Here is a 15,045-nt window from a genome sequence, read left to right as displayed (position 1 = left end):
GGGGATAATTAAAAGAGCCGCTGGAGTGATCCTGGCGGCTCTTTCTGTATTATTTAATTCGTTTACCGAGTAGCACAAGCAGCCAGATGATTCCAGCCCCAACAATGGCGTGACCAAGCCCCGCAATATGGGGCAGGAAGCTAATATCACTGCCGTTAATTTGCAGCATTCCACGTGTAGCCATTGCACCAATCGTGATTAGAAGACCGATGTTATAGACAATGTACCATGCACCAAAAGATTTAGCCTCATGGATATTAAATAACTTGTCTAAGATCATAGCAATAATAAAGAAAAAGAATCCTAAGACTAGAATATGAGTGTGAAGCGCAACTAATATAGTATCTCCTGTGAAATCATTCATTTTAGTAATTTCGCGATAGGCCACTCCGGCTATCAAACCAAGAATTGCATAGAAAAAAGACGTGTAATACAATTTTTTCATAAGAATATCTCCTTTGTAGTTATCGTTATGATTGAAGTGTATCAAGCAATTAAGAACGCAATATGAACAAATGATTACAAGGTGAAAAAAATCACTAGTTTATAAAATACATTATATCCTAAAGGAAGTTTCACTTTCCACGACGAACTGTACTACTAGAGAAATGAGAGGAGACTTAAGGAAAATATGATCGATAACGTTGAAGGATTTCCTGTGCTCGAAACAGACCGCTTTATTTTGAGAAGAATTACACTGGATGATGCTAAAGAAATATATAATTATTTTTCAAAAGATGAAGTGACCCAGTATTATGATCTGGATAGCTTTACCGATATACAGCAAGCGATCAACCTTATCGAAAGATGGGATGAACGTTTCAAAGGCAAACAAAGTATTCGCTGGGGAATAGCCAGGCGTGAGGATAATATAATGATGGGTTCATGCGGATATCATAACTGGGCGCACAGAAATTTCAAAGCAGAGATTGGGTATGAATTATCTCCACTTTATTGGCGGCAGGGTGTGATGACGGAAGTCCTGACAGCTATTATTGCGTATGGCTTTGAGCATATGAAGCTCCATCGAATTGAGGCGTTTTATGATCCGGCTAATATTGCCTCCAAGAAGTCTCTTTTGAAAGCGGGCTTTAAGTATGAGGGATTGTTGCGCGAATCTTTTTTTGAAAAAGGTAGATTTGTAGATGCGGAGATTTGCTCTTTGTTAGCTTCCGATACGAACTAAGAAGTATAAAATTATAAAAAAGCGAGTTAACCATAATGCGAGAGGACGTATTATGGTTTTTTGTTTGTGATACAATAAATAGATTATCGACTTTATCCTACGTGGTACTAATCCAACATACATATCATGATGAAAGAAGGTGAAGGTATGGAGTTTGAGTATTTGCTTCGTGTAATTGGCGCGGGAATTTGTGGCGTATTAGTTGGATATGAACGCAAAAGCCGGATGAAAGAAGCTGGAGTTAGAACACATTTTGTTGTGGCCTTAGGTGCTGCACTCATGATGGTCATCTCCAAATATGGGTTTCAGGACCAAGCGGATTGGCCTAATCTTTCTCTTGATCCCGCTCGGATAGCTGCTCAGGTAGTAAGCGGAGTAGGTTTTTTGGGCGCAGGAATGATTTTTATGCAAAGACACACAGTCAAAGGGCTCACTACTGCTGCAGGGATTTGGGCAACAGCCGGAGTGGGCATGGCTATAGGGTCTGGTCTTTATATTCTTGGCGTAGGAGCAACGATAATCATTTTACTTGGGCAAAAGATCTTACACAGTCGTAACAGCTGGCTGGCCGCACCAAAAACCCAACAGCTCGTTATAAGTCTAGCTAACACAGAAGGCGCTATGGGCCGAATTCAAGAGTTGCTTAAAGAACACAAAATCGCTGTTCTAAGTTTTCATGCTGAAAATAACAGTGTAGAATCCGAATTAAACGTAGAAATCGTTGTAAGATTGCCTGAATCATTTAATCCAGTACAATTGTTATCGATGATCCAAGAGAACGCAGCGGTTAAGACCGTTGAGTTTCAATGATTTTTTAGCACCTTCGATGTAACTAACTTACTTCGCATCAAAAGCTACCTCCTTTTTGAGAGTTTCCTTTTGATGCGAGTGTTACCTTCAATTTACCATCGATTCACACACCCTCACATTAATCCAAGCAAAATACCACTTTCAGTCTTTCTATTCCAATTAATAGGTTCAAGATTCAAATTAAATGCTAATTCATGGGCTTATATGTTATGTCTGTGTCATATATTGAGTGGTTTTTGTGTTGGTTATCTTTCGTTAACCGCTTACATTTATTTTTAAATAAAAAATATGTCATTTATATTGACACATAAACCATGACCCTTTATTATTAATCCCATCACTGGAGAAACTAAATTAAAATTTAAATCAAAGAATACATTATCAGCGCTTTATTTGCAAATAATTTCTTGTTTTTGTGGTTTATTAATCCAATTAATGCACTGGAGAAAATAATTAGGAGAATGCCCGTGAAAAAGCACGATCAGGATTTTATGAAGCGACAAAATCGTTTAACGGTTTTCGAAATTATAAAAAATCAACAACCGATTTCTCGCGCTTCTATTGCTAAACAGACTGGTATGAGTCCTACGACTGTAAGTCGAATTGTCGGAGAGTTGACGGAGGAAGGATATTTACTCGATTCAGAGCAGGTATCATCAGGATTAGGTCGGAAATCAACGTTAATAGGTATGATGGACGCTTCTGTATTATCGGTTGGCGTTGAACTGGATCGCAGTCTTATGTCTATAGGAATTGTGGACTTACAAGGACAGCTTATCTGCAGTAGTCAATTTCCCCGTACACCAGACGAAAGCCCGGAACGAACGCTGGAACGGATTCATGAAGCCATTGAGCAATTGTTCCAGCAGCATGTGATTGACAGAACACGTATCGTGGGGATTGGCGTTGGACTTCCCGGCATTGTGAATAACGAAGAAGGAATTGTTGTCTTCTCTGTTCAGCTAGGATGGAAAAATGTGCCGTTAGCCAAACGCTTGAAAGAGCTGACAGGTTTTGAAATCGCTGTGGACAATGAGCTGAAAGTAAGGGCTCTTGCTGAACATCTTAAAGGAGCTGCAGTCGGCTCCAGCCGTACGGCATTATTGGGTTTCGGTCAAGGCGTGGGCTCTGCGATGATTCTCGAGGGAGAGATTTATCGAGGGGTGATGAACAGTGCGGGTGAAATTGGGCATACGACAGTAGATCCTAACGGAATGATGTGTGAGTGCGGCAAAGCGGGCTGTTTACAGACCTATATAAATATCAGTTCTTTATTATCTGAAGCTAATCGGATTCGCCCGATCCGTACGATTGAGGAGTTATTCGCAGCAAAACATGCAGGAGAACAATGGGCGATTCACTTGATCGACCGTGCACTCATGTATATGGCCATCACCATTAATAATGTCGTATGCATGTATAACCCCGACAGCGTGATTTTAAGTGGAGAACTCGTGGACAAATTCCCGGATATATACGAAGAAGTTGAGCAGCTGTACCTCTCGCGCTTTACATGGGAGCCGCTTCGTGGTTCCTTTACGATTCATCGCTCTTTGCTGAATGAGAAGGGTGTAATTATCGGATCGGGACTTTTATCGCAGAATCGATTTTTTGCCTTAGATTAAATTAACTACTGCTGGGGAGGTTGTACAGATGGGATTTACAACATTGGTAGAAGAATATCGTGGGGGCCTGTTGGAGAATGTGCATTATGGTGCAGTTAGTGTAGTTGATGAGAAGGGCAACATTTTGTACAAAGCAGGCGATCCGGAGCATATGACTTATCTTCGCTCTGCTGCTAAGCCATTCCAAGCTTTGCCGGTAATGAAACGCCGGATCGATGAAGTATATGGTTTGACAAGTAAAGAAGCTTCGCTGTTTACCGCTTCACACCGGGGAGAAGCCTTCCATATTGAAGCGCTTGAAGCTCTTTTTCAGAAAATGGGATTAAAAGAAGAGTCACTTCATTGCTGCTCTACATACCCGCTGAATGATGAAGCCAAAGCAGAACGTCACCGGGCAAATGAGCCCACTCGTAAAATCTTTCATAACTGCTCAGGCAAACATGCAGGATTAATGGGCCTTAGCAAATATATGGGTTGGGATATAAACACTTATTACGATCCTAACCATCCTGTACAACAGGAGATTCTTGAGATGATGGCTTATATCGCTGAAGTTCCCAAAGCGTCCATCCCGCAAGGTATTGATGGCTGTGGACTTCCTATCTTCGCACTTCCGCTTCATAAAATCGCTTATTCCTATCTAAAGCTAGCGTGTCCCGATTTAATTGAGGATACGGATATACGTAACGCAGCCGCTGCCATTGCAAAACTTATGAATGATAACCCGGTTATGATTGCTGACACGAAATTTGTATGCTCAGAGCTCCTGAAGGATGACAATCTGACGGCTAAGGGTGGAGCAAAAGGGGTATACGGTATCGGACTCCGTAAGGAACGAATGGGTATATCACTGAAAGTATCCGACGGATCAGAACAAGTCTGGCCATGTATTATCGCATCGATTCTAGAACGTATTGGTTACAGCAATCAAGACACAATTGATCGCCTATATGCACTCGTGCCTAACACGATTGTTAATGATGGCGGTACTGTAGTCGGCGAACGCCGTGCTGTATTTCAATGGGAGATCTAGAGCATAAGGTCAAGAATAATCTTCAAGTTTGGTGATTAATCGGACTAGAAGCTTTTCTAATACATCGTTTGAATAGGGGAGTGTAAAAAATGAAAGCAAAAGGAAAAGTATGGTCAATGTTCATGCTGCTGCTTATTACAGTAGTAGTGACTGCAGGGTGCGGCAACAAAGCGAGCAACGAGGGACAAAAAGGCAATACTGCTGGTGGAACTGAAACTAGCACCCCAACTACAAAGAATGATAAAGACATTGTAATTGCCATCAATTCTAACTTTATTACGCTGGACCCTCATAACGCAAGCGATACGCATTCAATCAGCGCTGCCAGAACGATGTACGAAGGTCTGATGGGTTTTGACGAGAATATGAACGTGGTTCCTGTTCTTGCCGCAAGCCATTCCATAAGTGAAGACGGGTTGGTCTACACGTTCACGCTGCAAGAGAATGTTAAATTCCAAGACGGTACTGACTTTAATGCTGAAGCGGTTAAAGTAAACATCGCCCGTATTCAAGATGAGAAGAACAATCTGAGACTGCGCAAAAGCTTCGCAAAGGTAGCGAAAGTGGAGACTCCTGATGCTAAAACCGTGGTTATTACACTCAGCGAGCCGTACAACGCATTTTTAAATAAAGTAGCTATGGCACCTATTATTAGTCCGAAAGCTTTAGAAGAAAATGGCACCGATATTTCAAAAAATCCTGTAGGGACGGGTCCATTTAAGTTCAAAGAATGGGTGCAAGGCGACCGCTTGGTTGTCGTTAAGAACCCTGATTACTGGCAAGCGGGCTTACCAAAAGTGGATAGTGTGACCTTTAGACCTGTGCCAGAGAATGGATCACGGATAGCCATGCTAAAAACCGGCGAGGCAGATTTTATTTATCCAATGCCAACGGAGCAAGTATCTGAGGTTGAAGGTCTTGAAGGAATTACTGTAGATACCATCGATTCGACAATCGTCCGTTATGTAACGTTGAATACGATGAAAAAACCTTTCGATGATGTGAAGGTACGTCAAGCCATTAACTATGCTATCAATAAAGAAGCTTATATCAAAGTTGTGAAATCGGGTCTTGGTGCTAAGCTTGATTCCACGATGTCTTCCAAAACACAATACTATTCCCCGCAAACAGGTTATGACTATGACATTGAAAAAGCTAAACAATTGCTTGCTGAAGCAGGTTATCCTGATGGATTCGAAACCGAAATTTGGGGTGAAAATGAATCCGAAACTATGAAGGGGATGCAATTTATTCAGCAACAGCTAGCACTTGTAGGGATTAAGGTAGACGTGAAATCCATGGAAGGCGGCACATTGTCCGACCAAATTAACTCTGCTAAGACACCAGAAGAAGCGAAAATTCAAATGTGGTATGTCAGCTGGTCTCCATCTTCTGGTGATGCAGATGGTGCAACCAGAGGGTTGTTCAGTAGTGAGATGTTCCCGCCTGCTGGCTCAAATACAGCCTATTACAAAAATGAAAATGTAGACAAATGGATCGCTGAGGCGAATAAATCTGTTGATCCAGAAGCGGCTAAATCCATCTATGGCAATATTCAAAAAACAATTTGGGAAGATGCTCCATGGGCATTCATGGGCGTCGACCAAATCATCTCAGGCAAAAGATCGTATCTGGAAGGAGTTAAGGTCTTCCCGGATGGTTCCATTAATGTCCTGAATGCAGAAGTGAAATAATGCTAAACAAACGTTAGGTTTAATATCCCAAGAAATGAACGAGGCCGCTTCTGTAGTATGGTGGGAAGCGGCCTCACTAAATCATTTGTCGATACTGAAGGGGGCTTATGAGTTGGGTAGATATGCTTTACAAAGACTCCTCGGGGTTATTCCGCTGTTGTTCATTGTATCGGTGCTTGTCTTTTTGTTTATTCACTTAATCCCAGGCGATCCAGCCCGACTTATTGCCGGTAAAGATGCCACGCTTGAAGAGATTCGTGGAATTCAGGAGCAGCTGGGTCTCAATCTGCCTTTGTGGAAGCAATACATAAACTACATGGGTGATCTGCTAAGTGGGAATCTGGGCAATTCGATCCGTTCAGGGATCCCGGTTACTGACATGCTGGAAAGCAGAGTAATGCCTACGTTGTGGCTGACTTTTCTTAGTATGGCCTGGGCTCTAATTATTGGTCTTCTAATTGGCGTGGTTTCAGCCGTTTATCGCAATCGGTGGCCGGATCATTTAGGGACGTTGACAGCCATTTCAGGGATGTCTATTCCTGGATTTTGGTTAGGCTTGGTACTCATTCAAATTTTCTCGGTAGAGCTTGGTTGGTTTCCAACGGGTGGTGTTGATTCATGGAAGTCCTATATTCTTCCTTCCATTACACTCGGGATGGGAATTATGTCTATGTTGGCCCGTTATTCTAGGTCATCTATGCTGGAGACCCTTCGGGAGGATTATATCCGTACAGGACGTGCAAAAGGCTTACGCGAGTATGTTGTTATCGGCAGGCATGCGCTGCGTAACTCTTTGATTCAGGTGGTTACCGTAGCTGGACTTCAGTTTGGGTTCCTGCTCGGCGGCTCTGTAATGGTTGAGACGGTATTCAGTATTCCGGGTCTTGGCAGGCTGCTAGTAGACTCCATTTTGTTCCGGGATTATACAGTCATTCAAGCCTTACTGCTTCTGTTTGCTACACAATTTATTCTTATCAATCTATTAGTAGATTTATTGTATGGCGTACTTAATCCGAAAATAAGGTTTTCTCAGTAGCTAATGCGACTAAGAAGCAGAATTTCAATAGATTTATAGGGTGAATTTAGGATCAGGAGGGATATCATGAGTGACAATTCGGCGGTGATGGGAGCAAAATCTCCATTACCCGGAGAGGTACTGGCCCCGGAGAAAACAAAAGGCCGTATGGGTGTTTTTTTACGTAAGTTCAGTAAACAAAAGATGCCCCTTGTGGCCGCATTTTTTATTATATTGCTATTCCTAATTGCAATTTTCGGGCCATTTTTGACCCCGTATAATCCTGATGAACCAAACTACGATGCTCTTATGGCAGGTCCTTCTGCTGCGCATTGGGCCGGGACAGACGAATATGGCCGTGATATTCTAAGCCGTCTGATTGATGGTACTCGCTTAACCTTAGCGGTCAGTCTCAGTTCCGTCTTAATCGCAGGTGTACTTGGAACTATCCTAGGTCTGTTAAGCGGATATTATGGCGGTTGGCTAGATCGGATAATTATGCGTGGCAGTGATGTACTATTTTCTTTTCCTGACTTGCTGCTTGCCATTGGGATCGTCGCCATTCTCGGTCCGGGTCTATCCAACGTTGTTATCGCAGTTGCAGTCTTTGGTACTCCATCGTTCGCCCGAATTATTCGGAGCGTAACGCTGTCTGCGAAAGAAACATTGTTTGTGGAAGCGGCTCGTTCCATGGGAGCGAAGCATCGCCGGATTATTTGGCGTCATATTTTTCCTGAGACCGTGCCCAGCATTATCGTTAATCTATCCATGAAGATTGGCGGAGCGATTTTGGCCGCTGCATCATTGAGCTTTCTCGGAATGGGTGCAAAAACAACAGAGCCCGATTGGGGCGCAATGTTAAGTATGGGACGTGATTATTTAAGTATTGCTCCACATATCGTTTATTTTCCGGGGATAGCCATCTTTTTAACAGTACTTGCATTTAACCTGGTCGGGGACGGACTGCGTGATGCTCTTGATCCCAAAATGAAAAACTAAGGAGGGACAAGACATGACTCAACATTTGTTGGATGTACAAGGGCTGAAAACGGAGTTCAAACGCGGCGATGGAAGTATAACTGCGGTTGCGGGGGTAGACTTTGCTATTAAAAAAGGTGAAGTGCTAGGCCTGGTTGGTGAATCTGGTTGTGGCAAAAGTGTAACCTCATTATCGATCATGCGGTTGCTTAAAGATACGCCGGGCAGAATTTCTGAAGGTTCTGTGCGTTTTGAAGGAAAGGATTTGACGAAGATTTCTGAGAAGGAGATGCGCCAAATCCGGGGAAATGATCTGGCAATGATTTTTCAGGAGCCGATGACCTCTCTTAATCCAGTGCTGCGGATTGGGCTGCAATTAACAGAGCCGATTAGGCTGCATTTGGGTTATGGGCGTAAGAAGGCTCGTGAGCATGCCATTCATATGTTGCGGCTTGTAGGTATCCCTCGCGCAGAGGAATTAATCGATGAATATCCGCATCAACTATCCGGGGGGATGAGACAGCGGGTTATGATTGCAATGGCCATGTCTTGTCATCCAAAGCTGTTGATTGCCGATGAACCCACGACCGCACTCGATGTAACGATTCAAGCGCAAATTCTTGATCTGATGAAGCAGTTGAAAGATGAACAGGATATGGGAATGCTGCTCATTACCCATGATCTTGGAGTAGTTGCCGAATTATGTGACCGGGTAGTTGTTATGTATGCAGGTCGTGTGGTGGAAGAAGCCTCTGTTCAGGAGCTGTTCGCCAGACCGCAACATCCGTATACCAAGGGATTGATTCAATCGGTACCTAAGCTGCGCCAGAATGTACATCGCTTGGAGTCTATAAAAGGGAATGTGCCAGACCTTTCACAAATGCCTGCCGGCTGTAAGTTTGCGCCACGCTGCGAATTTGCCATGGAGCGTTGTCTGTCGCAAGAACCTGAGCTACTTCCGATTGAGGGGCTAGAGCGCAAAAGCCGTTGTTGGCTTACACAGCAGGAGGACACGGAAGGAGCGGGATGTTTATGAAAGAGACTCCATTAATTGAGGTTAAGGGTTTGAAGAAGTTGTTTTCTGTGAAGAAGGGCTTCTTCGGAACGACTAAATATTTACACGCCGTTGATGGGATTTCATTCGCCATTCGTAAGGGAGAAACGTTCAGCCTTGTAGGTGAAAGTGGCTGTGGGAAATCGACTACGGGCAGGCTGGTGACTCGCTTACTGGAACCCAATCATGGAGAAGTATGGTTTAAGGGACAAAATATTAGCCATATCTCAGACAACCAAATGCGGCCTCTGCGCAAAGATATGCAGATGGTGTTTCAAGACCCTTATGCTTCACTTAATCCCCGCATGAAGGTGAAGGATCTTGTCGCCGAACCCCTGCTTATTCATACAAAGCTGTCCTCTAAAGAACGGGATAAACTAGCTTGCGAACTGCTAGAGACCGTTGGATTGAACAGTTTCCACGCCGAGCGATTCGCGTTTGAGTTCAGCGGTGGACAGCGGCAACGGATTGGGATTGCCCGGGCTCTGTCCGTTCGCCCAAGTCTAATTGTGGCGGATGAACCCGTGTCAGCGCTGGATGTATCGATTCAGTCCCAAGTGTTGAATCTGTTACAGGACTTGCAGGAGGAATATGGCCTGACGTACTTATTCATCTCTCATGATCTCAGTGTGGTCGAGCATATTAGTGATCGAATTGGGGTTATGTATCTGGGTTCTCTTGTGGAGACGGCTGATAAGGATACATTGTATGACCGTCCCTTGCATCCTTACACCCAAGCGCTGCTATCTTCAGTTCCCGTGCCCGATCCAAGCTTGAAGAAGGAACGCATTATTCTAAAAGGGGATCTTCCAAGTCCAGTTGATCCGCCGACGGGCTGTCGTTTTCATACAAGATGCCCTTCCTGTATGGAAATCTGTAAGCAACATGTGCCTGTATTCCGGGAAGTTGAACCAGGTCATGAGCTCGCTTGTCATCTCTTTGATGAAGAAATGTTGAAACTAGAACGATAATTTAAAATGTGAGTACACTTTACGGAAAAGAAGGGACAGCTATGAATATCTTGTTCGATTCCGCTAATGGGGCGGATACGCTTATCTACTTAGCCTATGAAGAGGAGGCTTTTCCTCTTCGGCTGGGAGAAGCTCACAAACAGAGTGGCAGTGTGACATGGTTATATGCTCGCTCTGAGGAAGAGTCCGATGTGATAGCTATTGGAATGGGAAAACGCCGGGCTCTTACGCTTGAGAAAGTTCGCCGAGCAGCGGGATCTGCCGCCCGTACAGCCCTAAGAGAAGGAAGAAATTCAGCTTCATTTGTTCGTAGGACAGCAGAAAGTAATATTTCCGCTGCGGATGAGCTGCAAGCATGGATTGAAGGCTGGCTTCTCGGATTATATCGTTTTCAAACCTATCGTGGTGTTACTAAAATAGACATTTCAGTTGATTTGCTGCTCCAGACAGCTGATTGGCCTGAACTGACTAAGCTTGAACTGGAAGTTGTACTAAGTACTGGCCGCATGCGCGCTGAAGGAGCAGTGGTTGCTCGCGATCTGGTGAATGAGGTGCCCGGGACTCTAAATCCGGATCGGTTCGCAGAATGGATGGTCGAATATTTCGAGCGTGATAACGCAGCAGTGAAAGTTCATGTCTACCGGGGGCAGGAGCTGGTTGACCTACAGATGAATGGGTTGCTGGCGGTTGGAGCTGGCAGTAAACACTCCCCAGCCCTCGTTGAAATTCGCTATGAGAGTAACCCTGAATTGCCAATGCTGGCATTGGTGGGTAAAGGTGTTACCTTCGATTTGGGTGGGATGAATGTTAAGACCGCAAGTGATATTAGCGATGCACGTATGGACATGGGTGGCGCAGCAGCTGTTCTTGGGGCGCTGGATATTTTAGTACGGAATCAAGCTCATGTAAATTTGACCGCGTTGATCCCAGTTGTTGATAACGTACCAGATGCTGAAGCAATGCTGCCATCGTCTGTTATACGCTATCCTAATGGGCTGACGGTTCAGGTTGCAAATACGGATGGCGAGGGGCGGCTTATTATCGCGGATGCTCTTATTCATGCAGCAAATATCGGGGCAACTAAGGTCATTGATATTGCAACACTTACTGGAAATGTTGGCGCAGCGTTAGGATTAGGTATCGCCGGCATATGGGGTGATGGAGAGATGACGCAGAGCCTCGTCGAAATCGGTGAGCGCAATGGAGAACGACTGTGGCCCATGCCGCTTATGGATGAATACGAAGTCGATCTTCGAAGCAATTACGCTGATCTGCGCAACGTTAGTACTTCACCTTTTGCAGGTGCGATTACAGCAGCGCTTTTTATACGGCGCTTTGTAGCGGAATCGCTGAGCTGGGTCCATATTGATATGGCTGGGACGGTTCAGTACAAACAGGATGTGGGGTATTCAGAAGCTGGAGCAACGGGCTATGGTGCTCGACTGCTCGCTGATTATGTTATGAAACAGGCACAACAATAACAACCGGAAGAGTGGAGGAAAGTTATGAGATTGGAAGTCATCGCTACTTGTATGGACGATGCTCTTACAGCCGAAGCGAATGGGGCTGACCGCCTGGAGCTCATTACTGCGATTACGGAAGGCGGATTAACACCAGGGATAGGATTGGTGCAACAAGTTGCCAAATCGGTTAACATTCCTGCGTTTGTTATGGTTCGCCCGCACAGCCGTTCTTTTTGCTATTCAAAGTATGACATTTTGACCATGGCAGCAGAGATAAAGCAAATTGCAGCCAGCGGTGCGGCGGGGATTGTGCTTGGTGCGTTAACTCCGGAAGGGACTATCGACGAGCGAGCGCTTGAAACATTATTGCCGTTGACCGAGGGATTGCAAGTAACCTTCCACCGTGCTTTTGATGAGTTGGAGGATCAAATAGAAGGTTATCGAACGCTTTGTAAGTATCCGCAAATTACGCGTGTGCTCACTTCTGCCGGGCCAGGTCCGGCACCTGAAGCTATTCCTGCTATGCGGAAGCTAGTCGAGGAATCAAAGGGTAAATCGGTAAGTATACTGGCTGGAAGCGGTCTGAAGCCGGAAGGTATTACATCATTTATACATCAGACTGGAGTAACAGAAGTACATTTTGGGTCGGCTGTACGTTATGACAAAGACGCTTTGTCGCCAATCGATCCAGCAGCCTTACGGGCGTTAGCGGAGAGTATTCATTCTAACGGCTAATAATAGATAGTGAAAAGGTGAATGGGTTATGCAGAAGGTTGAGAGCTACGTAGTTGGAATCGATTTAGGAGGCACAAAAATTGCCGCAGCATTGTTTGATTCAAAGGGGACCGTGTTGAAACGGGAATTGATGGAAACGGCTGGGGCACGTACCGCTAAAGAAGTGGTGCAGCGAATGATCGATATGATCCGCTCCGTATCCGAAGGGCGACCACTCACAGGAGTGGGTCTGGCTTCTCCCGGAGCTGTAAATAGCCAGGACGGGATCGTTATTCACGGCACCAATCTTCCGGAGTGGGATAATGTTCCACTGAAGTACTGGATGGAGTTGGAGCTAGGCGTTGAAGTAAAGGTAGTGAATGATGCGAACGCTGCGGCTTGGGGCGAGTATGTCCGAGGTGCTGGCAAAGGTGCAGACAACATGGTTTATGTTACCTTTAGCACAGGGATTGGAGCAGGTATCGTCATTGACGGCAAGCTGCTTCTTGGCAAAAATTCATTTGCTGGTGAACTAGGTCATAATATTATTGACCCGAACGGAACGGAATGCAGCTGTGGAAGATTCGGCTGCTGGGAAGTTTTCGCTTCGGGCACAGCGATTCGGGATATGGCGCTGCGAAGTATGGAGAGCAGACCGTCGATGATTACGGAACTGGCTAATATAAATGGAGAAAAAATTACTTCGCGGCACGTATTTGAAGCCATGGCACTTAACGATCCCGTGGCCGTCGAGGTTATTGACCGGAGTATTCATTATATGGCACTAGGTCTAGCCAATGCAGTACATACGTTCAATCCTGATCGGATCGTGATCGGTGGAGGCGTGAGTAAGGCTGGAGATTTGTTATTCCCTGCACTGGTGGAGAAGACGGAGCTATTTGTCATGGATCCTTATAAGGGTACTTTTACAATTGAACCTGCCGCGCTCAAAGACGATGTAGGCCTAATTGGAGCAGCTGCATTATTTCATACCGCTTAGGTGGAGTGAATGATTGATCACAGCTTTCATTAACGGAGGAGTTGGAGAGATGGGTACAAGAGAAGAAAGAACGAAATGGTTCTTACAGGATAGGTTCGGGATGTTTATCCATTGGGGATTATATTCAATTCCTGCTAGAGGGGAATGGATACGCGGCAACGAGAGGATGAGTAGAGAGCATTACATGACGTATTTCGATGAATTTGACGCCTCTCGATATGACCCGAAGAAATGGGCAAGTGCAGCCAAAGCTGCGGGTCAGAAATATGCTGTGCTTACGACCAAACATCATGACGGGTTCTGTCTGTTCGATAGTAAGCTGACTGATTTCAAAGCGACTAATACGCCCGCTGGGCGTGATCTAGTGCGGGAATATGTAGACGCTTTCCGTGCTGAAGGTATTGCAGTTGGTCTATATTACTCTATCATAGACTGGCACCATGAGGATTATCCCGGTTATGGAGATAAGGCACATCCTGATCGGGATAACGAAGCGGTCAAAGATAAGCCGATTGATTTCGATAGATACTTGGAGTATATGCATGGGCAAGTAAAGGAACTGCTCACCAATTACGGTAAAATCGACATTATGTGGTTTGACTTCTCCTACGATAATATGACAGGGGAGAAGTGGAAGGCGACGGAGCTTATCCGGATGATTCGTTCCATACAACCTGATATTATTATCGACAATCGATTAGGTGGCAATATTCGTGCGGCAGAACCTGAGGAGTATGCTGGAGATTTCTTCTCCCCCGAGCAGATCATTCCGCCTGGCGGCATTGTTGACGTAAACGGCCAATCCATCCCTTGGGAAGCCTGCATTACCCTGAATGACAACTGGGGTTATCATTCCGAGGATAAGAATTATAAATCGACCAAGCAAGTCATCCGTACGATGGTCGAATGTATCAGTAAGAATGGTAACCTGCTCCTCAATGTTGGACCAGATGCCAAAGGTGAAATGACGCGGGAATCACTGGTTATCCTTGACGAAGTTGGGGATTGGATGCGCCTTAATGGAGATAGTATTTATGGATGCGGGAAGTCTTTGCTACCTAAGCCAGAGTGGGGACGTTATACGCAAAAGGGCAATAAATTGTATGCGCATGTCTACGACCGTGGAATTGGCCCGATCTATTTCCAAGGTCTGAAAGGGAAGATTAAAAAGGCAAGATTACTACGTGATGGTACCGAGCTAAAGGTGGAGGCGCCGTGGATGGCTGAGGAATATTCGGATGTTGACGGTGGAGCTTTTATTACATTAAAAGGCGCGATGTTACCTGATGAGATGGATACGGTTATCGAGCTTGAACTATTTAATTAAATCAGAAGGAGTTGTCCCATATGCCCTGAATGGCTGCTGAGACAACTCCTTTTTTTCGTATTCTTCGCCAACATTTGCACATACGAAACACCTATCGGACACAGATGACTCTAAACCCAGAAATATCGCACTTTTGGGATGCCAACGGACCGCATAGCCGCTATTGCCTTGAAAC

Annotated in this window: 14 protein-coding genes; 13 read left to right on the top strand and 1 reads right to left on the bottom strand. The window is 45.0% G+C overall.

What is annotated here, in order from left to right:
• Positions 1-49 precede the first annotated feature (49 nt).
• Positions 50-445 carry a DUF2871 domain-containing protein gene (locus MHI32_RS20095; RefSeq protein ID WP_076129897.1) on the bottom strand — a complete coding sequence of 132 codons (396 nt, stop codon included), beginning with the start codon at positions 443-445 and terminating at the stop codon, positions 50-52.
• 186 nt (positions 446-631) lie between these two features.
• Between MHI32_RS20095 and MHI32_RS20090 the strand changes: the two genes are divergently transcribed.
• The 13 genes from MHI32_RS20090 to MHI32_RS20030 all read left to right on the top strand — a co-directional run bounded on the left by MHI32_RS20090 (position 632) and on the right by MHI32_RS20030 (position 14,870).
• Positions 632-1,186 (top strand): GNAT family protein, encoded by a 555-nt coding sequence (locus tag MHI32_RS20090; protein ID WP_081387118.1) that lies wholly within the window; start codon positions 632-634, stop codon positions 1,184-1,186.
• Positions 1,187-1,333: 147 nt separating this feature from the next.
• Entirely contained in the window at positions 1,334-1,996 is a 663-nt protein-coding gene (locus tag MHI32_RS20085; protein ID WP_340010662.1) for an MgtC/SapB family protein, read from the top strand.
• Between the two features lie 467 nt (positions 1,997-2,463).
• Positions 2,464-3,621, top strand: a complete 1,158-nt coding sequence (locus tag MHI32_RS20080; RefSeq protein WP_076183118.1) for an ROK family transcriptional regulator — start codon at positions 2,464-2,466, stop codon at positions 3,619-3,621.
• A gap of 28 nt (positions 3,622-3,649) precedes the next feature.
• On the top strand, positions 3,650-4,654 hold the full coding sequence (locus MHI32_RS20075; RefSeq protein WP_339187756.1) for an asparaginase: 1,005 nt from the start codon (positions 3,650-3,652) through the stop codon (positions 4,652-4,654).
• Positions 4,655-4,743: 89 nt separating this feature from the next.
• Entirely contained in the window at positions 4,744-6,348 is a 1,605-nt protein-coding gene (locus MHI32_RS20070) for a glutathione ABC transporter substrate-binding protein (RefSeq protein WP_076129894.1), read from the top strand.
• Positions 6,349-6,460: 112 nt separating this feature from the next.
• Entirely contained in the window at positions 6,461-7,384 is a 924-nt protein-coding gene (locus MHI32_RS20065; RefSeq protein ID WP_036689023.1) for an ABC transporter permease subunit, read from the top strand.
• Positions 7,385-7,450: 66 nt separating this feature from the next.
• The gene (locus MHI32_RS20060; protein ID WP_038572342.1) at positions 7,451-8,362 is read left to right on the top strand and encodes an ABC transporter permease subunit; all 912 of its coding nucleotides are present in this window, start codon (positions 7,451-7,453) and stop codon (positions 8,360-8,362) included.
• 13 nt (positions 8,363-8,375) lie between these two features.
• Positions 8,376-9,377: an ABC transporter ATP-binding protein gene (locus MHI32_RS20055; RefSeq protein ID WP_076129893.1), complete on the top strand. Its 1,002-nt coding sequence runs from the start codon at positions 8,376-8,378 to the stop codon at positions 9,375-9,377.
• The gene (locus MHI32_RS20050; protein ID WP_139332068.1) at positions 9,374-10,366 is read left to right on the top strand and encodes a dipeptide ABC transporter ATP-binding protein; all 993 of its coding nucleotides are present in this window, start codon (positions 9,374-9,376) and stop codon (positions 10,364-10,366) included. The genes MHI32_RS20055 and MHI32_RS20050 overlap by 4 nt, the downstream gene beginning before the upstream one ends.
• A gap of 41 nt (positions 10,367-10,407) precedes the next feature.
• Positions 10,408-11,847, top strand: a complete 1,440-nt coding sequence (locus MHI32_RS20045; RefSeq protein ID WP_076129891.1) for a leucyl aminopeptidase family protein — start codon at positions 10,408-10,410, stop codon at positions 11,845-11,847.
• 24 nt (positions 11,848-11,871) lie between these two features.
• Entirely contained in the window at positions 11,872-12,564 is a 693-nt protein-coding gene (locus MHI32_RS20040; protein WP_340010659.1) for a copper homeostasis protein CutC, read from the top strand.
• A gap of 28 nt (positions 12,565-12,592) precedes the next feature.
• Entirely contained in the window at positions 12,593-13,543 is a 951-nt protein-coding gene (locus MHI32_RS20035; RefSeq protein WP_076304850.1) for an ROK family protein, read from the top strand.
• Between the two features lie 49 nt (positions 13,544-13,592).
• Entirely contained in the window at positions 13,593-14,870 is a 1,278-nt protein-coding gene (locus tag MHI32_RS20030) for an alpha-L-fucosidase (protein ID WP_076190556.1), read from the top strand.
• The last annotated feature ends 175 nt before the right edge of the window (positions 14,871-15,045 follow it).

The sequence above is a fragment of the Paenibacillus sp. FSL H7-0690 genome (assembly GCF_037980415.1).
GTDB lineage: Bacteria > Bacillota > Bacilli > Paenibacillales > Paenibacillaceae > Paenibacillus_AQ > Paenibacillus_AQ odorifer.
Note: the sequence above shows the minus strand (reverse complement) of the source record. Positions and strands in the feature narration are given on the sequence as shown.

What these genes read in the sequence shown, in the direction of transcription:
- MHI32_RS20070 (WP_076129894.1), top strand. Translation starts at nt 4,744, where the DNA reads ATGAAAGCAAAAGGAAAAGTATGGTCAATGTTCATGCTGCTGCTTATT.
- MHI32_RS20095 (WP_076129897.1), bottom strand. Translation starts at nt 445, where the DNA reads ATGAAAAAATTGTATTACACGTCTTTTTTCTATGCAATTCTTGGTTTG.
- MHI32_RS20090 (WP_081387118.1), top strand. Translation starts at nt 632, where the DNA reads ATGATCGATAACGTTGAAGGATTTCCTGTGCTCGAAACAGACCGCTTT.
- MHI32_RS20030 (WP_076190556.1), top strand. Translation starts at nt 13,593, where the DNA reads ATGGGTACAAGAGAAGAAAGAACGAAATGGTTCTTACAGGATAGGTTC.
- MHI32_RS20045 (WP_076129891.1), top strand. Translation starts at nt 10,408, where the DNA reads ATGAATATCTTGTTCGATTCCGCTAATGGGGCGGATACGCTTATCTAC.
- MHI32_RS20085 (WP_340010662.1), top strand. Translation starts at nt 1,334, where the DNA reads ATGGAGTTTGAGTATTTGCTTCGTGTAATTGGCGCGGGAATTTGTGGC.
- MHI32_RS20050 (WP_139332068.1), top strand. Translation starts at nt 9,374, where the DNA reads ATGAAAGAGACTCCATTAATTGAGGTTAAGGGTTTGAAGAAGTTGTTT.
- MHI32_RS20075 (WP_339187756.1), top strand. Translation starts at nt 3,650, where the DNA reads ATGGGATTTACAACATTGGTAGAAGAATATCGTGGGGGCCTGTTGGAG.
- MHI32_RS20055 (WP_076129893.1), top strand. Translation starts at nt 8,376, where the DNA reads ATGACTCAACATTTGTTGGATGTACAAGGGCTGAAAACGGAGTTCAAA.
- MHI32_RS20040 (WP_340010659.1), top strand. Translation starts at nt 11,872, where the DNA reads ATGAGATTGGAAGTCATCGCTACTTGTATGGACGATGCTCTTACAGCC.
- MHI32_RS20060 (WP_038572342.1), top strand. Translation starts at nt 7,451, where the DNA reads ATGAGTGACAATTCGGCGGTGATGGGAGCAAAATCTCCATTACCCGGA.
- MHI32_RS20035 (WP_076304850.1), top strand. Translation starts at nt 12,593, where the DNA reads ATGCAGAAGGTTGAGAGCTACGTAGTTGGAATCGATTTAGGAGGCACA.